Source organism: Rhizobacter sp. P3_C12, assembly GCF_056402735.1.
In genome coordinates, this window is sequence record NZ_JBFUGW010000023.1 from 12,818 (window position 1) to 34,255 (window position 21,438).

20 protein-coding genes are annotated in these 21,438 nt (G+C 69.6%); 10 read left to right on the forward strand and 10 right to left on the reverse strand.

All coding sequences use genetic code 11. The features are described 5' to 3' along the window. Positions 1–30 precede the first annotated feature (30 nt). Positions 31–1,044, reverse strand: a complete 1,014-nt coding sequence (locus AC1DXV_RS06285; protein ID WP_477864358.1) for a glycoside hydrolase family 16 protein — start codon at positions 1,042–1,044, stop codon at positions 31–33. A 135-nt stretch (positions 1,045–1,179) separates the two neighbouring features. Between AC1DXV_RS06285 and AC1DXV_RS06290 the strand changes: the two genes are divergently transcribed. The 3 genes from AC1DXV_RS06290 to pssA all read left to right on the forward strand — a co-directional run bounded on the left by AC1DXV_RS06290 (position 1,180) and on the right by pssA (position 5,974). Beyond that, positions 1,180–2,271, forward strand: coding sequence for a LacI family DNA-binding transcriptional regulator (locus AC1DXV_RS06290; protein WP_477932892.1), 1,092 nt, complete (start codon positions 1,180–1,182; stop codon positions 2,269–2,271). Positions 2,272–2,458: 187 nt separating this feature from the next. Next, positions 2,459–5,257, forward strand: coding sequence for an AbfB domain-containing protein (locus AC1DXV_RS06295; RefSeq protein WP_477932894.1), 2,799 nt, complete (start codon positions 2,459–2,461; stop codon positions 5,255–5,257). Between the two features lie 102 nt (positions 5,258–5,359). After that, positions 5,360–5,974 (forward strand): CDP-diacylglycerol--serine O-phosphatidyltransferase, encoded by a 615-nt coding sequence (pssA, locus tag AC1DXV_RS06300; RefSeq protein WP_477864361.1) that lies wholly within the window; start codon positions 5,360–5,362, stop codon positions 5,972–5,974. 9 nt (positions 5,975–5,983) lie between these two features. On the opposite strand, the gene AC1DXV_RS06305 is transcribed toward pssA, so the two are convergent. After that, on the reverse strand, positions 5,984–6,307 hold the full coding sequence (locus AC1DXV_RS06305; protein ID WP_477864362.1) for a helix-turn-helix domain-containing protein: 324 nt from the start codon (positions 6,305–6,307) through the stop codon (positions 5,984–5,986). Between the two features lie 66 nt (positions 6,308–6,373). Next, the gene (locus tag AC1DXV_RS06310) at positions 6,374–7,348 is read right to left on the reverse strand and encodes a LysR family transcriptional regulator (protein ID WP_477864363.1); all 975 of its coding nucleotides are present in this window, start codon (positions 7,346–7,348) and stop codon (positions 6,374–6,376) included. 110 nt (positions 7,349–7,458) lie between these two features. Between AC1DXV_RS06310 and AC1DXV_RS06315 the strand changes: the two genes are divergently transcribed. After that, the gene (locus AC1DXV_RS06315) at positions 7,459–8,319 is read left to right on the forward strand and encodes an oxidoreductase (protein WP_477932896.1); all 861 of its coding nucleotides are present in this window, start codon (positions 7,459–7,461) and stop codon (positions 8,317–8,319) included. 57 nt (positions 8,320–8,376) lie between these two features. Beyond that, positions 8,377–9,324 carry a ketopantoate reductase family protein gene (locus tag AC1DXV_RS06320; RefSeq protein WP_477864365.1) on the forward strand — a complete coding sequence of 316 codons (948 nt, stop codon included), beginning with the start codon at positions 8,377–8,379 and terminating at the stop codon, positions 9,322–9,324. On the opposite strand, the gene AC1DXV_RS06325 is transcribed toward AC1DXV_RS06320, so the two are convergent. From AC1DXV_RS06325 to AC1DXV_RS06335, 3 genes are all read right to left on the reverse strand, one after another. Continuing rightward, positions 9,305–9,838, reverse strand: coding sequence for a hypothetical protein (locus AC1DXV_RS06325; protein WP_477864366.1), 534 nt, complete (start codon positions 9,836–9,838; stop codon positions 9,305–9,307). The genes AC1DXV_RS06320 and AC1DXV_RS06325 overlap by 20 nt on opposite strands. A gap of 77 nt (positions 9,839–9,915) precedes the next feature. After that, complete coding sequence (locus tag AC1DXV_RS06330; protein WP_477864367.1) at positions 9,916–10,347, reverse strand: nucleotide triphosphate diphosphatase NUDT15; 432 nt, start codon at positions 10,345–10,347, stop codon at positions 9,916–9,918. Next, the gene (locus AC1DXV_RS06335; protein ID WP_477864368.1) at positions 10,344–11,114 is read right to left on the reverse strand and encodes a class I SAM-dependent DNA methyltransferase; all 771 of its coding nucleotides are present in this window, start codon (positions 11,112–11,114) and stop codon (positions 10,344–10,346) included. Before AC1DXV_RS06335 ends, AC1DXV_RS06330 begins: the two co-directional genes overlap by 4 nt. Before the next feature lie 93 nt (positions 11,115–11,207). On the opposite strand from AC1DXV_RS06335, the gene AC1DXV_RS06340 reads away from it, so the two are divergent. After that, on the forward strand, positions 11,208–11,576 hold the full coding sequence (locus tag AC1DXV_RS06340; RefSeq protein ID WP_477864369.1) for a hypothetical protein: 369 nt from the start codon (positions 11,208–11,210) through the stop codon (positions 11,574–11,576). On the opposite strand, the gene AC1DXV_RS06345 is transcribed toward AC1DXV_RS06340, so the two are convergent. Then, on the reverse strand, positions 11,577–11,987 hold the full coding sequence (locus AC1DXV_RS06345; protein ID WP_477864370.1) for a hypothetical protein: 411 nt from the start codon (positions 11,985–11,987) through the stop codon (positions 11,577–11,579). Positions 11,988–12,097: 110 nt separating this feature from the next. On the opposite strand from AC1DXV_RS06345, the gene AC1DXV_RS06350 reads away from it, so the two are divergent. Both AC1DXV_RS06350 and AC1DXV_RS06355 read left to right on the forward strand, forming a co-directional pair. After that, on the forward strand, positions 12,098–14,302 hold the full coding sequence (locus AC1DXV_RS06350) for a TonB-dependent receptor (RefSeq protein ID WP_477864371.1): 2,205 nt from the start codon (positions 12,098–12,100) through the stop codon (positions 14,300–14,302). Positions 14,303–14,304: 2 nt separating this feature from the next. Then, complete coding sequence (locus AC1DXV_RS06355) at positions 14,305–15,468, forward strand: PepSY-associated TM helix domain-containing protein (protein WP_477932898.1); 1,164 nt, start codon at positions 14,305–14,307, stop codon at positions 15,466–15,468. A 240-nt stretch (positions 15,469–15,708) separates the two neighbouring features. Here the strand turns inward: AC1DXV_RS06355 and AC1DXV_RS06360 are convergent, their stop codons facing one another. The 3 genes from AC1DXV_RS06360 to AC1DXV_RS06370 all read right to left on the reverse strand — a co-directional run bounded on the left by AC1DXV_RS06360 (position 15,709) and on the right by AC1DXV_RS06370 (position 19,295). Continuing rightward, positions 15,709–17,841 (reverse strand): RICIN domain-containing protein, encoded by a 2,133-nt coding sequence (locus AC1DXV_RS06360; RefSeq protein WP_477932900.1) that lies wholly within the window; start codon positions 17,839–17,841, stop codon positions 15,709–15,711. Between the two features lie 156 nt (positions 17,842–17,997). Further along, positions 17,998–19,020, reverse strand: coding sequence for a pirin family protein (locus tag AC1DXV_RS06365; protein WP_477932902.1), 1,023 nt, complete (start codon positions 19,018–19,020; stop codon positions 17,998–18,000). 23 nt (positions 19,021–19,043) lie between these two features. Next, positions 19,044–19,295 (reverse strand): hypothetical protein, encoded by a 252-nt coding sequence (locus AC1DXV_RS06370; protein ID WP_477865748.1) that lies wholly within the window; start codon positions 19,293–19,295, stop codon positions 19,044–19,046. A gap of 201 nt (positions 19,296–19,496) precedes the next feature. On the opposite strand from AC1DXV_RS06370, the gene AC1DXV_RS06375 reads away from it, so the two are divergent. Together AC1DXV_RS06375 and AC1DXV_RS06380 are read left to right on the forward strand one after the other, a co-directional pair. After that, the gene (locus AC1DXV_RS06375) at positions 19,497–20,609 is read left to right on the forward strand and encodes a sensor histidine kinase (RefSeq protein WP_477865747.1); all 1,113 of its coding nucleotides are present in this window, start codon (positions 19,497–19,499) and stop codon (positions 20,607–20,609) included. Then, on the forward strand, positions 20,606–21,382 hold the full coding sequence (locus tag AC1DXV_RS06380) for a LytR/AlgR family response regulator transcription factor (protein ID WP_477932904.1): 777 nt from the start codon (positions 20,606–20,608) through the stop codon (positions 21,380–21,382). The genes AC1DXV_RS06375 and AC1DXV_RS06380 overlap by 4 nt, the downstream gene beginning before the upstream one ends. The last annotated feature ends 56 nt before the right edge of the window (positions 21,383–21,438 follow it).

The window sequence follows — 21,438 nt, forward strand, 5'->3', positions numbered from 1 at the left end:
TCCTTCGTCAGCAGGGACTGTGCCGCTGCTTCACTTCTTCTGCCAGACCTTCACGTAGTCGACCTCCATGCTGACCGGGAAGATCGTGTCGTCGACCGCGCCGCCCATGTCGCCGCCGATCGCCAGGTTCAGCAGCAGGTACTGCGGCTTGTCGAACGGCCAGCTCGCGCTGCCCTGGTGCTTGTTGACGTAGGTGTGGAAGGGCTTGTTGTCGACGCCGATCACCAGGCTCTCGGGCGTCCAGGTCAGCTGGTAGTTGTGGAAGGCGCTGCAGGCGTCGGCGATCTTCGTCTCGCCGCCGTCGCCGAAGGTGCCGGCCGTCGACGTGGTGTGGATCGTGCCCTCGATCGCGGTCGGGTTCTTGCCGACCTGCTCCATGATGTCGATCTCGCCGCCGGCCGGCCAGTCGCCGGTGGTGCCCAGCATCCAGATCGCCGGCCAGGTGCCGCGCCCGCACGGCAGCTTGGCGCGGATCTCGAAGAAGCCGTAGGTCCAGCTCGCCTTGCCGTTGGTGATCAGGCGCGCCGAGCTGTAGTCCTGGCCGCCGTAGTCCTTGGCGGTGGTCAGGCGTTCCTTGCGCGCGGTGATCACCAGCTTGCCGTCGCTGATCTTCGAGTTCTCGGTGCGCGCGACCGCGTAGTACTGCAGCTCGTTGTTGTACCAGCCGGTCGCGTTGGCCTCGGTGTCGTAGACCCACTTGCCGGCATCAGGCAGCGTGCCGGTGTCGAACTCGTCGGACCAGACGAGTGTGTAGCCGGCGGGTGCGTTGCTCGGCGCTGGAGCAGGGGCCGGGGCGGGCGCCGGTGCCGGTGCCGGCGAAGGCGAAGGCGAAGGCGAAGGCGCGGGAGCGGGAGCGGGTGATGGCGACGGTGCAGGTGCMGGTGATGGGGCAGGCGCAGGTGATGGCACCGGCGCAGGCGATGGTGCCCCGCTGACCGGCGTCGGTGCCGCCGCATCGTCGCTGCCGCCGCAGGCGGCCACCACCAGCACGCCGGCGCACAAGGCTGCCAGGCGGGCCATCGAATGGAGTCGTGTGTTGTTCATGGTCAAGGAAATTCCCTCCGGCCCGCAGCATGCCTCGTGCGGCGCCGCCCACCCGCAAGCATGGCGTGACGATCGCTACACGTTGTAGCTGCTCCCGTACCATGTGAGCGCCGAAGCCGCGCTCCATTAGTAAAAATGCCTGCCAAAGCCCCGCCGTCCGCCGAGCCCGCCCGCCGCGTCACGATGACCGATGTCGCGACGCAGGCCGCCGTGTCGCAGTCGACGGTCTCGCTGGTGCTCAACGGCATGACCGGCACCCAGCTGTCCGACGAGACCCGCGCCCGCGTGCTGCGCGTGGCCGCCGAACTCGGCTACCRGCTGCCCGACCGGCGCGGCACCGCGGCCGCTTCGGCGCGCGGCGGCCGAAGGCGCACGGCCACGGCTGCCACGCCGCTGATCCTCTACCTGGTCGACGAGATCTCCACCAGCCCGCACCCGGTGCTGTCGATCGACGGCGCGAAGGACGAGGCCTGGAGCCAGGGTGCACTGGTGGCAGTGTTCGCGACGCGCTCGAATGCCGGCATCGAGGCCGCCGTGCTGTCGACGATGCTGGCCAACCCGGCGCTGGTCGGTGTCGTCTACTCGACGATCTTCACGCGCCAGGTCAGCGTGCCGCCGCAGCTCGGCCGCGTGCCCACGGTGCTGCTGAACTGCAGCGAGGCGGAGCCTGCATCGGGCGGCGAGCCGCGCTTCTCGTCGGTCGAGCCGTCCGAGGTGCTGGGCGGCTTCGCCGCGACCGAGTGCCTGCTCGACGCCGGCCACCGACGCATCGCCTTCATCAACGGCGAACCGTGGATGGACGCCGCGCGCGACCGGCTGAAGGGCTACCGCCGTGCGCTCGCCAGCGCCGACATCGCCTACGACGCCGCGCTGGTGCGCGAGGGCGACTGGCATGTCGCCTCGGGCCATGACCACACGCTGTCGCTGATGAAGCAGCCGAAGGCGCCGACGGCGATCTTCTGTGCCAACGACCTGATGGCCGTCGGCTGCCTCGAGGCGCTGCGCGAGCTCGGCAAGCAGGTGCCGCGCGACGTGGCGGTGATCGGCTACGACGACCAGGAGATCGCGCGCCACACCAGCCCGCCGCTGACCACGCTGGTGCTGCCCAACTACGAGATGGGGCGGCTCGCGGTGGAGACGCTGCTGGCCCAGATCGCCGCGCCGGACGGTCGCCGCCGACGCGTCAAGGTCGATGGCCGGCTGGTCCTGAGGCAGACAGTCACGTGATCCCCGGATGCCAATCCGGGAAGCCCTTCGTCCTCACACGGCCTTACATCTGCGCAGTTGACGCGCGGTGGTCGCCGTGCGCCTAATATTAGTCAATTATTAGTGATGAGCCGTGCCCCTGGCACGAGCCGTCCGTCATCGAGCTGGCGCCGCAAACACCCGTTCCGAGGCAACAGAAGGAGACACGATGAACACCACCTACCGGCGATGGCTGGCGAGCCTGCTCGTCCCGTTGATCACCGCGGGTTGCGGCGGCGGCAGCGAATCCGCAGCCACCGACGTCCCGCAGCAGGCAAGCCCCTCCCACGAATCGGCCCAGGCCGTCAGCGCACGCCTGACGACGCCGTGGACCGCGGCCGCTCAGCAGGCCGCGGTGCCGCTGCCCGAGTACCCGCGCCCGCAGCTGACGCGCAGCGACTGGCTCAACCTCAACGGCACCTGGAGCTACAACGGCGGCAGCGCCGCGCCGAACGCCGACACCCCGCCGGCCACCGCGCCCGCCTTCCCGGCCAACCCGGAGCAGGTCAAGGTGCCGTACCCGGTGGAGTCCTACCTCTCCGGCATCCAGCGCATGAACGACCGCAACCTCTGGTACAAGCGCACGTTCACCGTGCCGGCCGGCTGGAGCGGCAAGCGCGTGAAGCTGAACTTCGGGGCGGTCGACCGCAAGGCCACCGTCTACGTCAACGGCCAGCAGGTCGGCCAGCACAGCGGCGGCTACGACGCGTTCAGCTTCGACATCACGCCCTGGCTGCGCAGCGGCAGCAACGACCTGGTCGTCGGCGCGTTCGATCCGACCACCGGCGACGACATGCTGGGCAAGCAGACGCTGAACCCCGGCGGCATCTTCTACACGCCGAGCTCCGGCATCTGGCAGACGGTGTGGCTGGAGCCGGTCGCGGCGCCGCACATCACGCGGCTCGACATGACGCCGGACGTGGCGAACAACCGGCTGCGCATGATCGTGCGCGGCAGCAACCTGGGTGGCACCTCGATCGAGGCCGTGGCCTCGACCGGTGGGGCCCAGGTGGGCACGGCCACCGGCCGCGGCGATGTCGAGTTCAGCGTGCCGGTGCCGAATGCGCACCTGTGGTCGCCCACCGATCCCTTCCTGTACGACCTGAAGGTCCGCGTGCGCAGCGGTGGCCACGTGGTCGACGAGGTCGGCAGCTACTTCGGCATGCGCTCGATCGCGATCGGCACTGTCAGCGGCGTGCCGCGTCCGCTGCTCAACGGCAAGTTCGTGTTCCAGTACGGCCCGCTCGACCAGGGCTTCTGGCCCGACGGCCTGTACACCGCGCCGACCGACGAGGCGCTGAAGTCCGACCTGGTGGCCATCAAGGACCTGGGCTTCAACATGGTCCGCAAGCACATCAAGGTCGAGCCGCAACGCTGGTTCTACTGGGCCGACAAGCTGGGCATCCTGGTCTGGCAGGACATGCCGCATGCCTGGGACGCCGAGAGCAGCGCCGCGGTGCGCGCCAAGGTGGAGGCCGAAGACCGCGAGATCGTCGACGAGCACCGTTCGTCGCCGTCGGTCGTCACCTGGGTCATCTTCAACGAGAGCTGGGGCGACTTCGACATGGTCCGCATGGCCGGCGTCTTCAAGGGCTGGGACCCGAGCCGCCTGATCGACACCCACTCGGGCATCAACTTCGCCCCAGGCGACCAGGGGGCTGGCGACCTGATCGACAACCACGACTACCCCGGCCCGAGTGCGCCGGCCTGGCAGCCGAACCGGCTGTCGGTGCTGGGCGAGTTCGGCGGCAACGGGCTGCGCGTGGACGGCCACATGTGGAACCCGGCCTCGACCTGCTGCTACACCCTCTACCCCGACTCGACGACGCTGACCAACGTCTACCTGCAACAGGTGGAAGGACTGCGCGAGCTGGTGTCTTCGCGCGGCCTGAGCGCGGCGGTGTACACCGAGATCTCGGACGTCGAGGACGAGTTGAACGGGTTCCTGACCTACGACCGCCAGGTCAGGAAGATGGACTTCGCGCAGGTCCGGGCGGCGCACCAGGCGCTGATCGACGGCGTGCCCTTCCTGCGGCGCGGCACCTCGTACTCGTTCCGTACCGTGACGCCGGGCGTGACCAACCGCTTCATCCGCCATGTCAACAGCCTCGGCGTGACCGAGGTGGTCGAGGCCGCCAGCAGCGAGCTGCTGAAGAAGGACACGTCGTGGAAGGTGGTCAACGGGCTGGGCGATGCGAGCTGCCTGTCCTTCGAGTCGGTCAACCAGCCGGGGCAGTTCCTGCGCCACCAGGCCTTGCGCCTGCGCATCGACCCGAACGACAACAGCGCGCTGTTCAAGGCCGACGCCACGTTCTGCGCCCGCAAGGCGCTGGACGGCAACGGTGGCGTCTCGCTGGAGTCGAAGAACAACCCGGGGTACTACATCCGGCATGCCAACGCGGAGGTCTGGCTGAACCCGTTCCAGGACACCGGCCTGTTCCGCGCCGATGCGTCGTGGTCGCCGCAGACCGGCTGGTGGCGCAGCAGCGTGGTGGTGGCGCCGAATACCGTGCATTCGCTGCGCGTGCTGACGCCGGGCTACGACAACCGCTACCTGCGTCACCAGGATGCGCTGGCCTTCACCGAGGTGGTGACGGCCGCGAGCGACAGCACGCTGAAGCTGGACGCGAGCTGGCGCCTGGTGCCGGGGCTGGCCGACGGCAGCTGCTACTCGTTCGAGTCGCGCAACTTCCCGGGCGAGTACCTGCGCCACAGCAACTCGCGGGTGCGGCGCGACGCGCTGCAGGCCGGCGACCTGTACCGTGCCGATGCCACCTTCTGCGCGCAGGGGGCGGCCGATGGCAGCGCGGGAACCCGCTTTGCGTCCTACAACTACCCGGGGCGCTACCTGCGCCATTACGCGGCCGAGGTGTGGATCGCCGACGGCATCGGCGGCTCGGCGTGGAACACGTCGGGCAGCTTCGATGCCGACACGCGGTGGGCGGTGGAGGCCCCGTGGGCGCCGTGACCTGACGGCACTGTCAGTTGACTGAAGCCGGGCCCGCTCTTGCAGCGGGCTCTTTTGCTTCATCTACACTGCCGACCCACCTTGAGAAGGAGCGGAACCCGCATGAAGCCGAAGCCGTTTTCGATGATCCGCGAGTTCCACCTGGCCGACTGGTTCACGCTCGGCAATGCCGTGTCCGGCACCGGCGCGCTGTTCTCGATGATGTCCTACCTCGCGACCGCGAACGTCGTGCACATCCACTTCGCCTGCGGGCTGGTGATCGCCGCGCTGGTGTTCGACATCCTCGACGGCCGCGTCGCGCGCTGGCGCCAGAAGGCGTCGGCGCTGGGCCGCGAGCTCGATTCGCTGGCCGACGTGATCTCGTTCGGCGTCGCGCCGGCGATCGTCGCCTACGGCTGCGGCATGCGCGGCCTGTACGACCGCATCGTGCTGGCGTACTTCGTCGCCTGCGGCGTGTCGCGACTCGCGCGCTACAACGTCACCGCCGAGGCGCTGTCGGACGACAGCGGCAAGGTCACGCACTTCGAGGGCACGCCGATCCCGACCTCGATCGTGCTGGTGCTGATGCTCGCGGCGGCCGCCTCGGCCGGCGCGCTCGGCCCGAACCTGTGGTTCGGCGAGGTGATGATCGGCGAACACTACTTCCACCCGCTGGTGCTGCTGTTCGGGCTCTCCGGCTCGCTGATGATCAGCCGGATCCGGATTCCGAAGCCCTGAAAGACCGGTTCAAGTGAGAACCTGGAGGCCGTGTTTGCGCACGATCGACAGCAGCTTGAGCGCCATGCCGCTGGGGCGTTTGGTGCCGGCCTCCCATTTCTGCACTGTCGATTCACTGGTGTTCAGGTAGAGCGCGAACACCGGTTGGCTGACATGGGCGCTTTCGCGGATCCGCTTGATCTGGATCGGGCTGATCGCTGACGGCGCCGACACGCAGGTTTCGTCGAACTGACGCATCGTCGCCTTGTCGATGGCTCCAATCTGTCTGAGCGCGGTCGCGGATTGATGGATGGCCTCGAAGGCATCGCTTTTGAACTTACGCTTTGTCGGCATTGCAAATCGGCGATGGGCGGCGTTGCAAGCTATCAAACCGCACGCGTTGTCGTGTCCTCATTTCCTTCACTTTCCTTGCCCTCGCTTCGCTTTTCTGCGCCGATTCATACCACTCAGCTCATGCGGCTCCAGGAAGAACGCCGCATTGCCCGCCACCCGCTCCACCACCAGGTCGATGAAGGCCCGCACTCGGGCCGGTTGCGCGATGCGGCTGCCGTAGTACAGGTACAGGCTCAGGTGCTCGGCCACATGCTCGGTCAGCACCGGCACCAGCTGGCCGCTGCGCACCAGTGGCGCGGCGGTCACGCCCACCAGCTGGCCGATCGCATGGCCTGACAGCACCGCGTTCGCCTCCAGCTCGACATCGTTGGTGCACAGCACCGGCGCGAAGTCGCGCGCGACGATCTCGGCACCGACCTTGAACTCCCACGGCATCACCTTGTTGTTCGACGGATGCCGGAAGCCGCTGCAGCGGTGGTGCGCCAGATCGTCGATGTGCCGCGGCGTGCCGTGCTTCGCCAGGTAGCCCGGCGTCGCGCACACCACCAGCTGCAGCGGAAACAGCCGGCGCGAGATCAAGCCGTCGGCCGGCGGCGTGCCGGCGCGGAAGCCGACGTCGACCCGGTCCTCGACCCAGTTGCCCAGGCGATCGTCCAGTTGCACGTCCGGCTCGATCTCGGGATGCCGCTCGCAGAACTCCGCCAGCACCGGCCACAGCACCGGCAGCATCAGCGAGCGCGTCGCGACGATGCGCAGCGGCCCGGCGATCTCGTCGCGCCCGCGCCGCGCACCGTGCAGCGCCCGCTGCAGCGTCGCCAGCCCCGGCTGCGCGGCATCGAGGAACTGCTGCCCTTCCTCGGTCAGGCTGAGCCGCCGTGTCGTGCGGTGGATCAGCCGCACCCCCAGGTGCGCCTCCAGCTGCGCCAGCGCCTGGCTGGCCGCCTGCGGCGTGATCGCCTGCGCCGTCGCGGCCTGGCGCAGGCTGCCCAGCTCGACCGCCTTGACGAAGGTGGCGATGGCGCGGAGTTCGTTGAAGGCCATGGTCGATTCTCACGATCTGCTTGCGGATCAATTCATCGATTGTGGGCTAGTTGAGTGGCAATCGCCTGCCTAAAGTTCGCTCACTCCATCACCTCCGCAAGGACATCGCCATGAGCTCCACTTCCTCCGATTTCAAGCGCGTCTGGTTCATCACCGGCGCGGCCCGCGGCATCGGCGCACGCATCGTCGAAGCGGCCCTCGCGCAGGGCGACGCCGTCGTCGCGACCTCGCGCGACGCCACGTCGCTGCAGCAGCGCTTCGGCGCGCAGCCCGGCCTGCTGGCGCTCGCGCTCGATGTCACGTCCGAGGCGCAGGCCGCGGCCGCTGCCGAGGCGGCGCTGGCCCGCTTCGGCCGCATCGACGTGCTGGTCAACAACGCCGGCTACGGCCTGCTCGGCGCGGTCGAGGAGGCCAGCGCCGACGAAGTGCGCCGCCTCTACGACACCAACGTGTTCGGGCTGCTGAACGTCACGCGTGCCGTGCTGCCGTCGATGCGCACGCGCCGCCGCGGCCACGTGATCAACATCTCGTCGCTCGGCGGCTACCGCTCGGGCGCCGGCTTCGGCGTCTACTGCTCGACCAAGTTCGCCGTCGAAGGGCTGACCGAGGCCCTGCATGCCGAGCTGCAACCGCTGGGCATCCATGCCACCGTGGTCGAGCCCGGCTACTTCCGCACCGAATTCCTCGAAGGCTCGTCGCTGGCGGTCTCGCCGCGCGTCCTCGACGACTACGCGCCGAGCTCGGGCCAGGTGCGCGAGGCCGCGAAGCGCATCAGCCTGAACCAGCCGGGCGACCCGCTGCGCCTGGCGCAGGCGATGCTCGCGCTGGTGGAGTCGGCGACGCCGCCGCTGCGGCTGCCGCTGGGCACCGACACGCTGCAGACGATCCGCGACAAGCACGCCTTCGTCGAGCGCGAGACGGCGGCGTGGGAGCGGCTGTCGGCGTCGACCGACTTCCCGAAAGGCACCTGAGCGGCAGCCAGGCGGCACTTGTCGGACACTGCGGCCTTCGCCACCCCGAAGGCCGCCATGGACCGCTCGCCCGCCACCCCCTGGACCATCGCCGTGATGGGCGCCGGCGCCGTCGGCTGCTACTTCGGCGGCATGCTGGCGCGCGCCGGCCACCGCGTGACGCTGATCGCGCGGCCGCAGCATGTGGAGGCCATCGCGCGCGACGGCCTGCGCATGCAGACGCGCAGCTTCGACGAGCACGTCCGCCTGCAGGCGAGCACCGATGTCGCGGCCGTGCAGGGCGCGCAGCTGGTGCTGTTCTGCGTGAAATCCACCGACACCGAATCGGCCGCCGAGGCGATGCGCCCGCACCTGTCGCCCGGGGCACTGGTGCTGACGCTGCAGAACGGCGTCGACAACGACGAGCGCGTGCGCAGTGTGCTGTCGACCGAGGTGGCCGCCAGCGTGGTCTACGTGGCCACCGAGATGGCCGGCCCGGGGCACCTGCTGCACCACGGCCGCGGCGACCTGGTGATCGCACCGAACAGCGTCGCGGCCGACCTCGTCGAGGTGCTGGCTGCCGCCGGCGTGCCGGCGACGATCTCCGACAACGTGCGTGGCGCGCTGTGGGCCAAGCTGATCCTGAACTGCGCCTACAACGCGATCTCGGCGATCGGGCGCGTGCCGTACGGCCGCTTCGTCGACCACCCCGGCGTGCCGCAGGTGATGCGCGACGTGGTCGCCGAATGCCTGGCGGTGGCGCAGGCCGAAGGCGTGCAGGTGCCGGGCGACGCGTGGGCGATGGTGCGCGGGCTGGCCGCGACGATGCCGGGCCAGTTCTCGTCGACCGCGCAGGACATGATGCGCGGCAAGCCGAGCGAGATCGACCACCTGAACGGGCTGGTCGTGCGGCGCGGCGAACGGCACGGCGTGCCGACGCCGGTCAACCGCGTGCTGCACACGCTGGTCACGCTGATCGAGGCCGAGGCTCGATCAGCGGCGGAACTCAGCTCGCGATCTGCTTGAACTTCGGATTGCGGACCACGTCCTCGATCAGCTTCTGCACGGCCGGGCCGAAGGCCTGGGCCACTTCCTGGCAGGCCTTGTCGGCGATGAAGCTGCCGGAGAACGGGAACTTCGACTGGGTCGAGAAGCTCTCGTTGCGGGCGTTCGAGACGACCAGCGTGAACGTCCAGTTGCCATCGCTGATGCCCGAGCTGAAATCGATCTGCTCCAGCTTGCCCGACAGTTTCAGGCTCGAATTCGGGTCGTACAGGCCGGCCAGCTTCAGCTCATCGATGAAGGCCTTCTCGATGTAGGTCTCGAAGCTCGGCTCGACCTTGACGGAGCCGGCGGCACGGCAGGAGATCGAGGCCTGGCCCGGCTTGGCCGCTTCGAACTTGGCAACCGAAACGGGCTTGATGCCGGTGGCTTTCAGCGCATCCACGTTCTTGACCGAGGCACCGTAGGGCGCAACATTGAAGGCACAACCGGTCATCAGGGCGGCCGCGGCGAGGAAGGGCAACAGGCGAAGGGACATGGCGCATTCCAAGTGGATGAAGCGGCGGATCATACGGAATGGCTGTCGGATAGCGAGACGAAACGCTGTCACGTCCATCACTTTGATGAGACGGAAGTCGCACTCGCTGCCGATGGATCGAAGCCGGTGGCCCGCAGCGAGGCAAGCGGCGCGAACAGCGGCTGCGGCAGCGCCCGCCAGTCGAACCACTGCCAGCCGTCGCACTTGCCCGGCTCCAGCGTCGCCGGTTCGCCGAGCGCGTGGCGCGCCAGCACGAACACCGTCAGGTAGTGCTGCTTGACCTCGTCGAACACATCACTGGTACAGGGGCCGCGTTCGCAGGCGCCGAGCGTGAGCCCGGTCTCTTCGAGCAGCTCGCGGCGCGCGCAGTCCTCGATCGATTCGCCGTACTCCAGCCGGCCGCCGGGAGCCGACCAGGTGCCCGCGCCGTGCGAGCCGCGCCGGCGGCCGAGCAGGACCTGGCCGTCGCGCAGCACGAGGATGCCCACCCCCACGCCGACCTGCGTCATCGCGCAAGCTCCTTCCGCGCGGTCCGGCCGACCAGCACCGGCTGGAACAGCACATCGTCGCGGCGCTGCACGTCGGCGAAGCCGGCTTCGCGCATCAGCGCGGTCAGCCGATCGATGCTCACCGCGTAGTAGCGGCTCGTCGCGACGCTGGTGGTGCAGCTGCCATCCGGCGCCTCGGTCGTCAGGTACAGGCGCAGGTCGTAGTGGTCGCCGTCCCACTCCCAGACCTGGACCGCGATGAACCGGCTGCCGTCGGCGCCCCGGCGCATGCCGTAGGGGTGCACGTCGGGCGTCTTGCGGACGATGGCAGCGTAGTCGCGCACCGAGATCACCAGGCAGCCACCCGGCCGCAGGCAGCGATGCGCCTGGCGAAAGCACGCCAGCAGGTCCTCGTCGTTCAGCAGGTGCGGCACGCTGTTGTCGCAGGCCAGCACGGCGGCCATCGAACCGCTGGCCACGCGGGCCAGCGTGCGCAGGTCGTCGACGCCGGCCTGCGCGACCAGCGAGCGCCGCTGCAGCTCGGCCTGCAAGCGCTCCACCGCGGCGGGCGAGATGTCCGACGCGATCACGCGGTGGCCGTGCGCCAGCAGCCCGAGCGTCTGCGTGCCGATGCCGCAGGCGGCGTCCAGCACCGGCGCACCCGGCTGCACGCCTTGTTCGGCCAGCAGCGCGGCGAGCGCCTGCCCTTGTTGCTGGATCGCGCCCTCCCAATCGCCGTACAGCAGGTGGTAGTGCGGTGCGAGGTGGTCGTAGAAGGAACTCGTCATTTCGGCAAATCATGCACGACATCGCACGCCGTGCCTTCCGGGCCGCGGCCGGCGCGCAGCATGTGAACCACAGGCACACCAGGAAGACCCGCCATGAGCATCACCGTCAGCGCCGCACCCTCTCCGCTTGCTTCGTACCGGTCGATCGGACCGATGCCCTTGCAGCCCGGCTCGTCCGCCTTCCAGGCGGCATCGATCGGTACGCTGCGGCGTCCGTCCGCCGAGCCCGCCATCGAGGCGCCGGGCGCGAAACCCGCCGAGCCGGCCGTCGACCACACGACGCGCAGCCCGGAACTCGTCGAGATGTTCGACTTCATGCTGCAGCAGCACATGCAGCTGCACAGCCAGAAGTCGCCGCTCGACGACGGCAAGTCCGAAGGCATTGCCGTCGAGCTCGCGCAGGACAAGGTCAGCGAGCAGCGCAACTACGCGAGCCACCCGCACCTGATGCTGGCCGTGTGATCAGTCGTTGATCAGCTTGGTGTCGTAGAACGACAGCGTTTCGTTGAAGCGCATGCACGACTTGCCGGTGACCGTCGGCGCCATCTCCTGGTCGTAGCGGTCCTGGAAGCGCGCGAACAGGCCGAGCGCGACGTCCTTGGCCTGCTCGGGCGTCACCTTGCCGGACGCCGAGGCGTGTTGCTCGATGCGCTTCAGCGAGCTCACCAGCAGCGAGGCATGCGATTTCTCCCAGCGCTTCTGCGCCGCCATCGACGGGTAGCCGAGCTTGTCGCACTGCTCCGCGCCCTTCATCGCGAACGCGAAGTGCATCAGGTTGCTCGCGGCATCCTTCTCCGTCATCGCCAGCGTGGCGCCGGCGGCCCCTTGCAGCACCACCGCCACGGCCAGCGTGCGCGCATCGATCAGTTTCACGGGTGGACCTCCCTGTCCGCAACCTTGCGCCGCGATGGTAGCGCTGCCAGGGGGCTGTGCGCCTTCCCCTAGAATGCGAACCATTCTTGTTTGCGCAGCCTGAGATCCCCATGAACCGTTGTACGCCGATCGCCTGCGCCGCCGCGCTGGCCTGCCTGATGCCCGCCGTGCAGGCCCAGACCGCTGCGGCCGCCCCCGCAGCGCCCGAGGCTGCGGCCAGTGCGCCGGTGACGACGCTGCCGACCGTCAACATCAGCGCGAGCGCCGATGCCTCGGCCGCCGGCCTGAGCAAGCCATACGCGGGCGGCCAGGTGGCGCGCGGCGGCCGGGCCGGGATCCTCGGCACGCGCGACAACATGGAGACGCCGGTCAGCATCACCAGCTACACCAACGACCTGATCCAGGACCGCCAGGCGCGCAGCGTCGGCGAGGTGCTGCAGAACGATCCGGGCGTGCGCATGGCGCGCGGCTTCGGCAATTTCCAGGAGGCGTATTTCATCCGCGGCTTCCTGCTGAACTCCGACGATGTGGCCTACAACGGCCTCTACAGCCTGCTGCCGCGCCAGTACATCGCCACCGAGTTGTTCGAGCGCGTGGAGGTCCTGCGCGGTGCCTCCGCCTTCCTGAGCGGAGCGAACCCCAGTGGCACCGGCATCGGCGGCTCGATCAACCTGCTGCCCAAGCGCGCCACCAACGAGCCGCTGACCCGCGTGACGCTCAGTGGCGGCAGTGGCGAACAGGGCAACCTGGCCGCCGACGTGTCGCGCCGCTTCGGCCCCGACAACGCCACCGGCATCCGGGTCAACGCGGCCTGGCGCAACGGCGGCACCGGCATCGACGACGAGAAGGCCAAGACCGGGCTGACCGCCGTCGGGCTCGACTGGCACAGCCGCGATGTGCGCCTCTCCGGCGACATCGGCTACCAGGACAACCAGCTCAAGCGCACCCGCACCAACGTCTCGCTGGCCGCCGATGCCACCGCGATCCCGGATGCGCCGGACTCGACGTCGAATTTCGCCCAGCCGTGGTCGTATTCGAACGAGCGCGACCTGTTCGGCACGCTGCGCGGCGAATGGGACCTGGGTGCCGACGTCACCGCGTGGGCCGCGTACGGCCTGCGCCGCAGCGACGAATCGAACTCGCTGGCCAACCTCAGCGTGACCGATGCGAGCGGCGCGGCCACGACCTCGCGCTTCGACAACACGCGCGAGGACAAGGTCGATACCGGCGAGCTCGGCGTGCGCGGCACGCTGCGCACCGGCCCGGTCGGGCACGAATGGGTGGCCTCGTACACGGCGTTCCGCCTCGTGAAGAAGAACGCCTACGCCTGGGACTTCTTCAACACGCTGGACACCAACCTCTACACGCCGACCGCGTACGCGCAGCCGGAGTTCACGGCCGGGGCCTTCCGCGGCAACGACCTGGCCTCGCCGAACGAGACGGGCCGCTCGAAGCTGAGCAGCTTCGCGATCGGCGACACGCTGTCGATGCTGGACGACACCCTGCTGGTCACGCTCGGCGTGCGCCACCAGAAGCTGGACATCAGCGACTACGGCTACAACACCGACCCGGCCGATGACACGCGGTACGACGAGAGCCGCAACAGCCCGATGCTGGGCGTGGTCTACAAGCTCGGCAAGCAGTTCTCCGTGTATGCGAACCATGTCGAAGGCCTCACGCAGGGCAACACGCTGCCGGGCGTCAACGGCGGCCCGCCGGTGACGCTGGAGCCGTATGTGTCGAAGCAGAACGAGATCGGCCTGAAGTACGACGGTGGCCGCTTCGGCGGCAGCCTGGCGCTCTTCGCGACGAAGAAGCCGCGCCCGGTGGCCACGCAGAACAGCGTGGAGGGCGAAGACCGCCACCAGGGGGTCGAACTGAGCTTCTTCGGTGAAGCGATGCCGGGCCTCAAGCTGCTCGGCGGCCTGACGCTGCTGAACGCGAAGCAGAAGAACACCGGCGATGCCACGACCGAGGGCCGGTACGTGATCGGCGTGCCCAGGAGCCAGGGCACCGTGGGCGCCGAATGGGCGGTGCCGGGCGTCGAAGGCCTGGCGCTGGACAGCCGCATCGTCTACACCGGCAACCGCTTCGCGAACTCCACCAACACGCTGCTGCTGCCGTCCTGGACCCGCGTGGACCTGGGCGCGCGCTGGATGGTCAACGTGCAGGATCGCCTGGTGACGCTGCGCGCGCGCGTCGACAACGTGACCGACAAGTCGTACTGGGCTTCGGCGGGCGGCTACCCCGAGAACGGCTACCTCGTGGTCGGCGCGCCCCGCACCTTCGTGCTCAGCGCCAGCGTCGATTTCTGACCATGCTGAGCGCCAACGCCCTGAAGACCTGGTCGTGGTGGCACAAGTGGAGCAGCCTCGTCTGCACCGCGTTCATGCTGCTGCTGTGCCTGACCGGCCTGCCGTTGATCTTCCACCATGAGATCGACCACCTCACCGGCGGCGAGATCGAGGCGCCGGAGATGCCGGCCGACACGCCGCGCGCCAGCCTCGACACGGTGCTGGCCTCGGCGCGGGCGCTCTACCCGGATCGCATCGTGCAGTTCGCGTCGCAGCCCGAGGACGACGACCGCCTGTGGCACGTCACGCTGACGCCGACGCCCGCGCCGACGCAGGACTTCAAGTCGATCGCGGTCGATGCGCGCACCGGCGCCGTGCTCGGCGAGGTGCCGGTCAACACCGGCTTCATGAGCCTCATGCTGCGGCTGCACGTCGACCTGTTCGCCGGGCTGCCGGGCAAGCTGTTCCTCGGCGCGATGGGCCTGCTGCTGCTGGTGGCGATCGTCTCGGGGCTGGTGCTGTACGCGCCCTTCATGCGCAAGCTGCGCTTCGGCGAGGTGCGCCGTGAGCGCTCGGCGCGCGTCAAGTGGCTGGACCTGCACAACCTGCTGGGCATCGTCACGCTGGTGTGGGCGCTGGTCGTCGGCGCCACCGGCATGATCAACACCTGGGCCGACCTGCTGATCAAGCTGTGGCAGTACGACGCGCTGACCACGCTGCTCGCGCCCTGGCAGGGCCAGCCGCTGGTCGAGGAGGGCGCCCGCGCGCCGACGCAGCGCATGCTGGTCGCCGCGAAGGCGCAGGCGCCGCACATGCGGGTCGGCTTCATCGCGTTCCCGGGCACCGGCTTCTCGAGCCCGCACCACCACACCTTCTTCATGCGCGGCACCGAGCCGCTGACGGCCCGCCTGCTGCAGCCGGTGATGGTCGATTCGCAGACGGCCGCCGTCACCGCATCGCCCGAGGTGCCGTGGTACATCGCGACGCTGCTGCTGTCGCAGCCGCTGCACTTCGGCGACTACGGCGGCCTGCCGCTGAAGATCGTCTGGGCGCTGCTCGACCTCATCACGATCGTCGTGCTGGGCAGCGGGCTGTACCTCTGGCTCAAGCGCAGGCAGCCGAGGTCGCTGCTCGACGAAGCCGGCGTGCGGCTGCCCGGGCCGCCGCAGGACGTGCCGCAAACCTGACCGCAGGGCGCCCGGTTCGCCACCGGCGGTGGCGGGGCGCCCGGCTCGATGACCGGATCCGCGGGGTGYGGTGACGGCGGGTCGTCGATCTCGGGCAACGGTGGCGGCACCATCGGCGGCGGAGGTGGCGTGGCCGGCGGTTCGGGCACGGTGTGCAGCAGAAGCGGCCGAATGGATGTCATGACGGGGGCCCGTGTGCGTTGGCGACACAGGCCCCGGGCAATCGGCGTTCCCTCTCGCTCAGTTGACCGTGAACAGGTTCAGGTTCACCGAGTTCGCGATCGCCGCATTGCCGGCGGTGTTCGGGTGCAGGTGGTCGCCGGTGTCGTTCGCCGGCAGCATGCGCGCCGGGTTGGCCGGGTCGCGCGTCGCGAGGTCCTGGTCGATCACGCCGTCGCAGCCGCTCGCGCTGCTCTTGACGAAGTCGTTGTAGGCCTGCCGCGTCGTCTCCTGCGATGGCGTCCAGACGCTGTCGCTGTACGGCGTCAGCGTCGAGCACAGGAACTTCACCTGGCGCGCATGGGCCTTCGCGATCATCCGCTGCAGCGGGCCGAGCAGCTGCTCCAGCGTCGGCTGCGGGTTGCCGCGCAGGTCGTTGATCGGGTCGTCCGAATAGATCACCCACTTGATGCCGGCCTGGCCCAGCACGTCGCGGTCGAAGCGGTTCTCGGCGCTCGGGCCGGCGCCGTCGCGCAGGCTGCTGTTGCCGCTGATGCCCTGGTTCAGCACGCCCACGCCGATGCCGGCCGCGTTCAGGCGGTTCGCCAGCACGTTCGGCCAGCGCTGGTTGGCATCGAAGTTGGTGCCGACCCCGTCGGTGATCGATGCGCCCAGCGTCGCCACGCTGCCGCGCAGGCTGCTGTTGGACACGTCCAGGTTGGTCAGCAGCCGGTAACTGCCGCTGGTCGCGCTGGGGTTGATCGTCGCGTTGCCGCTCACGTTGCCGGCGGCCACGTAGTTCGTCTGCAGGCCGGTCTGGTGCTCGGTGGTCACCGTGGTCGCGTTCGGCAGGTAGAAGCTGATCGCCACGTCGGACAACGCGGCGACGTTGAAGTCGACCGAGTCGCTGACCGCCTCGCCGCCGGCCGGGATCACGACCGTGGCCTGGCCGCCGAAGCTCAGCGTGCGGTCGCTGGCCGCGACGATGGCCGAGCCGCCGGCGCGTTGCGCGATGTGCACGTTCGCGACCGTGATCGGCTGGTTGCCGAACACGTTGGACAGGTGCACCCGCGCGGCCACGCCGCCGACGCTCGCGTGCACGATCTGCCGCAGCGTCTGCTGGTTGAAACTGGTGTTGCCGCCCTGCGGCGAGGCGCCCCAGGTGCCGACCCAGGTGCCCATGGGCGGTGGGGTGTCGCTGGCCGGCACCGGCGTCCAGCGCTGGTTCGCCGCGCCCAGGCAGTCCCATTGGTGGATGCGCGCGCCGGGCTGCGTGCTGACGCCGCTCACGTCGACGCAGCGGCCGCTGTGGCGGGCCGCGATGCGCAGCGCGCCGGCGTCGACCGTCACGACGAAGCGCTGGTTCGCGCCGCCGCCATAGGCCCATTGCTGGATCAGCGCGCCGTTGTCGAGCGAGATGTCGCTCACGTCCAGGCCCTTGCCGCTGTTGACGTTGAGGAAGCTGTAGGTGCCTTCGGCCGCGGGTTGGGCCTCGAACAGCTGGCGCTCGGCCTGGCTGCACGTGGCCTGGGCCGTCTTCGCGCCGTTGTCGAGCGAGCCATTCTCGACGTCGATGCACAGGCCGGAATGCACCGCCTTCAGCGCATAGCGGCCGATCGCCAGCACGCCGCGCCCGGTGGTCGACACCGGGTACAGCAGGAACTGCTGTGCGCCGCTCGTGCTGCAGCCGGCCTGGCGCAGCCCGGCACCGTCGTTCACCGAGCCGCCGTCGATCGCGATGCACTTGCCGCTGCCGGCGTTCTTCAGCGCGAAGCGGTTGCCCTGGCTGCGCTGCAGCACGAAGCGCTGCGCGTTGGTGTCGTTGTGGGTCCACTGGTGGATCACCGCGCCATCGGCGGTCGAGCTCGCGGCCAGGTCCATCACGCGGCCGGTGCCGACGGCGACCAGCTTGTAGCTGCCGCCGGCCTGCACCGTCAGGTCGAAGGTCTGCGTGACGGCCGTGCTGCAGGTGTTCTGCACGAAGGCGCCACCGTCGCTGCCGGGGGGAACCGCATCGACGCACTTGCTGCTCTGCACGTTCTTCAGCACGTAGCGGCCGGCGGTGACGGCGGGCACCGCGAGCGCGGCGGCCTGTTCATGGGCGGCGGATCCGGCGCCCGCGGACGGGGCGTCGCTTGCACCCCCACAGGCGGCGAGCAGAAGTGGCAGCAGCGGCGTCAGGCAGGCGAGCGCTGCCCGGTTCAGCGTGTTCATCGGCGTGTCCCCTCGTGTCGTGTGTGAGGGCCGCACTCTATGGAAGCGTTTCCATTTCACGCAAGCCACGACTCGATACAAGACCCGCGCCGAGGGCATTTGCCCGCCGACAGCAACCCATCGGATCACCCGATGGTTCTGTCGGATGCCGGGGGCTCAGGGGCGCTCGTCGCCGCCGTCGGGGCGCCGCGCAAAGCGCTGCGGCTCGGCACCGTGCACCGGCGCCGGGTCGTCCCAGGGCCATCCGCCGAACTCGGTGCGGCGGTAGTCGGTGAAAGCCTGTTGCAACTCTTGCTGCGTGTTCATCACGAACGGGCCGTACTGCGCGACCGGCTCGCCGATCGGCCGGCCCTGCAGCACCAGGAACTCGGCCGTCTCGGCGCCGTTGACCAGCTCGACCGGCGCGCCGGCGCGCAACTCGATGGCCGCGTGGCGGTCGACCGCGACACCATCCACCGTCACCGCAGTGCCGACGAAGAAATACAGCTTGCGCCGCGTGCCGTCGCCCTGCGCGGGCGGCAGCGTCCAGCGCGCGTGCGGTGCCATGCGCAGGGTCCAGATCGCGAGGTCGGCGCCGTCCTGCGAGGCCCATGAATCGGGTGGCGGCGCGAGCGGGTCGGCCACGCCCTCGATCCGGCCGGCGATGCAGACGACCTCGGTCTGCCGCCCGGCGTCGTCGGCGTGCAGGTGGTGCGGGATCTGCTCCGACCAGAACATCGTGAAATGCGGCGGCACCATCTTGTTGCGCGCCGGCAGGTTCAGCCAGATCTGGAACAGCTCGAGCCGGTTCGGCGCATCGCGCTTCAGCAGCGGGAACATCTCCGAGTGCACGATGCCGCGGCCAGCCGTGAGCCATTGCACGTCGCCGCCGCCGAAGCGCGCCATCGCGCCGAGCGAGTCGGAGTGATCGACCAGCCCGTGGCGCACGATGGTCACGGTCTCGAAGCCGCGGTGCGGGTGCGACGGAAAGCCCGGCACCGTCATGCCGTGGTACATGCGCCAGCCGTCGAGGCCGGCGAAGTCCTGGCCGAGGTTGCGGCCGGTCAGCAGCGCATCGGGGCCGAACTGCGCATTGCCGCGCGGGTAGGCGTCATCGTGGTGGACGCAGAAGAGGAACGGGTCGAGCGTTTCCCACGGAAAACCGAGGGCACCGACATGGAGGATGGCGTTTCCGGGCATGCGCCGCAGTGTCCCTCAAGCGCTCAAGCCGTGCTCGACTCCTGCTGCGAAAGCCGCACGCCGTTCTGCGCGATCGTCATCGTGCCGTCGGCGTCGACGTTCACCGGGCGGCCGTCGGCCAGGCGGTATTCGGATTCGCCGGTCGGCTCCCAGTCGCCGCCGAGGCCGGGCGCGGCATCGAGCCGGGCGAGGTGCTCGAAGCCGTGCACGACGTAGTCGCGTCCGTCGTCGCCGTGCAGGCGCAGGGTTTCGAGTTGATGCAGCCGCTTTTCCATGAGGTCTCCTTCAGCAGGAATCGGGCGGACCATTGAACTGCAAGCCGGCGCTGCAAGCCACCCCGGCGGCCAAGGCCGCGGGGCGGGAAGGGTTTCGCGGCCGGGGCGAGGCGGCCCGGCTGCAGCCGCAGTTCGAGCCCATGATCCGGCGATCGGTCGCAGCCGGCCGCCGCGGCGGCCGCGACTCCCTAAGATCCGGGCATGTCCGACAGCCCCGCCCTTTCTTCGACGCCCAGCCGCACCGACTGGACGCCGTGGCTCGTCTACGCCGCCGGCTGCCTGCTGTCGTGGCTGCTGTATGTGCTGGCCGGCACCGAGTTCCAGCGCGGCTTCTGGCAGCTGTGGGAGGCGGTCTACCAGGCCACGCTGCAGCTGTGGCCGGCGATGGCGCTCGGCGCCATCGTGCTGCCCTGGGTGCGCTGGCTGCAGGGTCGCACGCTGCGCACTGCCGCGGCCATCGCCTTGCATGCCGGCTGCGCGCTGCTGTTCGGCGCGCTGTGGCAGGCCCTCGACTTCGCGACCTCGCTGCTGCTGTTCGGTGCCGACCATGCGTTCGCGGTGTTCGCGCAGACGCTGCTGTGGCGCGCGATCTGGGGCGCCGTCGTGTACGCCGCGATCGCGACCGGCTTCACCGCGCTGCTCGAAGCGCGCCGTGCGCGTCGCGCCGCGCTGGCCGCCGCGCAGGCCGAATCGGCGCTCGCGCAGGCCGAGCTGGCGGCGATCACCGGCAAGCTGAACCCGCACTTCCTGTTCAACACCCTGAACACGCTGATCGCGCTGACCCGCAAGGATCCGCAGGCCGCCGAGGCCGCGTTGATGCGCTTCGCCGGCATGCTGCGCTACGTGCTCGACACCAAGCGCAGCGCGGCCGACCGCGTGGCGCTGGCCGACGAGGTGGCCTTCGTGCGCGACTACCTGGCGCTCGAGAGCCTGCGCCTGGGCGGGCGCTTGCAGATCGACTGGCAGCTCGACCCGGCGACGCTGCAGGACGAGATCCCGCCGCTGAGCCTGCAGCCGCTGGTCGAGAACAGCGTGCTCCACGGCGTGGCGCCGCAGCTGCGCGGCGGCTGCATCCGCATCGTCAGCGAGCGCAACGGGCTGAACCAGGGCCTCGACCTGACGGTGGCCGACGATGGCCCGGGCTGCGATCCGGCGCAGCTCGCGGACCCGGCCGACGGCCAGGCGCCGCGCACCGGCATCGGCCTGAACGCGCTGAAGCGCCGCTTCGCGCTCGACTACGACGGACGCGCCCGCCTGCGCGTGCACACCGCGCCCGGAGCCGGCTTCCGGGTGGACCTGTGGATACCGCAATGAAAGACATGACGAACGACATGACGAAAACGCGCGTGCTGATCGCCGAGGACGAACCGCTGGCCGCCGAGGCGCTGGCCGATTGGGTGGCGCAGATGCCGCAGCTCACGCTGGTGGCCACCTGCGCCGACGGCGTCTCGGCGCTCGCGCAGATCCGCGCGCTGCGCCCGCAGCTGGTGCTGATGGACATCCACATGCCCGGCCTGAGCGGCTTGCAGGTGCTGAAGGCGCTGGCGGAGGACGGGCCGCGGCCGGCCGTGATCTTCACGACCGCCTACGACGAGCACGCACTCGCGGCCTTCGAGCTGCATGCGGTCGACTACCTGCTGAAGCCGTTCGCGCGCGAGCGGCTGGTGGAGGCCGTCGAGCATGCGCTGGCCTCGGGTGCGGCGCAGTCGCAGGAGGCGGCGACCCAGGCGGTGCTCGCGCTGGAGCAGGCGCCGACCGAGCCGCTGATGCGCGTGCTGGTGCGCGACCAGGGCAAGATCTTCCCGCTGCATGTCGACCAGATCGAGTACCTGAAGTCCGACACCAAGTACACCGCGCTGGTCAGCCGCGGCCGCAGCTTCCTGGTGCGGCTGCCGATCGCCAGCTTCGAGCCGCGGCTCGATCCGGCGCGCTTCCTGCGGCTGCACCGAGGCTGCATCGTCAACCTCGATTTCGTCGACGCGATGACGCCCGACGAGAACTCCCAGCTGGTCGTGCAGATGCGCGACGGCACCCGCATCACGGCCAACCGCGACGTGTCGCGGCGGCTGCGGGAGCAATCGTTGTGAGCCCGCCGGGCCGCCCCAAGGGCGAACACCGGAGTGCGCAGCACGAAGGTACTCCA

Coding starts and splice junctions, on each gene's coding strand:
- AC1DXV_RS06355 (WP_477932898.1), top strand. CDS start 14,305: ATGCTGAGCGCCAACGCCCTGAAGACCTGGTCGTGGTGGCACAAGTGG.
- AC1DXV_RS06380 (WP_477932904.1), top strand. CDS start 20,606: ATGAAAGACATGACGAACGACATGACGAAAACGCGCGTGCTGATCGCC.
- AC1DXV_RS06375 (WP_477865747.1), top strand. CDS start 19,497: ATGTCCGACAGCCCCGCCCTTTCTTCGACGCCCAGCCGCACCGACTGG.
- AC1DXV_RS06370 (WP_477865748.1), bottom strand. CDS start 19,295: ATGGAAAAGCGGCTGCATCAACTCGAAACCCTGCGCCTGCACGGCGAC.
- AC1DXV_RS06350 (WP_477864371.1), top strand. CDS start 12,098: ATGAACCGTTGTACGCCGATCGCCTGCGCCGCCGCGCTGGCCTGCCTG.
- AC1DXV_RS06325 (WP_477864366.1), bottom strand. CDS start 9,838: ATGTCCCTTCGCCTGTTGCCCTTCCTCGCCGCGGCCGCCCTGATGACC.
- AC1DXV_RS06320 (WP_477864365.1), top strand. CDS start 8,377: ATGGACCGCTCGCCCGCCACCCCCTGGACCATCGCCGTGATGGGCGCC.
- AC1DXV_RS06340 (WP_477864369.1), top strand. CDS start 11,208: ATGAGCATCACCGTCAGCGCCGCACCCTCTCCGCTTGCTTCGTACCGG.
- AC1DXV_RS06330 (WP_477864367.1), bottom strand. CDS start 10,347: ATGACGCAGGTCGGCGTGGGGGTGGGCATCCTCGTGCTGCGCGACGGC.
- AC1DXV_RS06310 (WP_477864363.1), bottom strand. CDS start 7,348: ATGGCCTTCAACGAACTCCGCGCCATCGCCACCTTCGTCAAGGCGGTC.
- AC1DXV_RS06335 (WP_477864368.1), bottom strand. CDS start 11,114: ATGACGAGTTCCTTCTACGACCACCTCGCACCGCACTACCACCTGCTG.
- AC1DXV_RS06295 (WP_477932894.1), top strand. CDS start 2,459: ATGAACACCACCTACCGGCGATGGCTGGCGAGCCTGCTCGTCCCGTTG.
- AC1DXV_RS06315 (WP_477932896.1), top strand. CDS start 7,459: ATGAGCTCCACTTCCTCCGATTTCAAGCGCGTCTGGTTCATCACCGGC.
- AC1DXV_RS06365 (WP_477932902.1), bottom strand. CDS start 19,020: ATGCCCGGAAACGCCATCCTCCATGTCGGTGCCCTCGGTTTTCCGTGG.
- AC1DXV_RS06360 (WP_477932900.1), bottom strand. CDS start 17,841: ATGAACACGCTGAACCGGGCAGCGCTCGCCTGCCTGACGCCGCTGCTG.
- AC1DXV_RS06305 (WP_477864362.1), bottom strand. CDS start 6,307: ATGCCGACAAAGCGTAAGTTCAAAAGCGATGCCTTCGAGGCCATCCAT.
- pssA (WP_477864361.1), top strand. CDS start 5,360: ATGAAGCCGAAGCCGTTTTCGATGATCCGCGAGTTCCACCTGGCCGAC.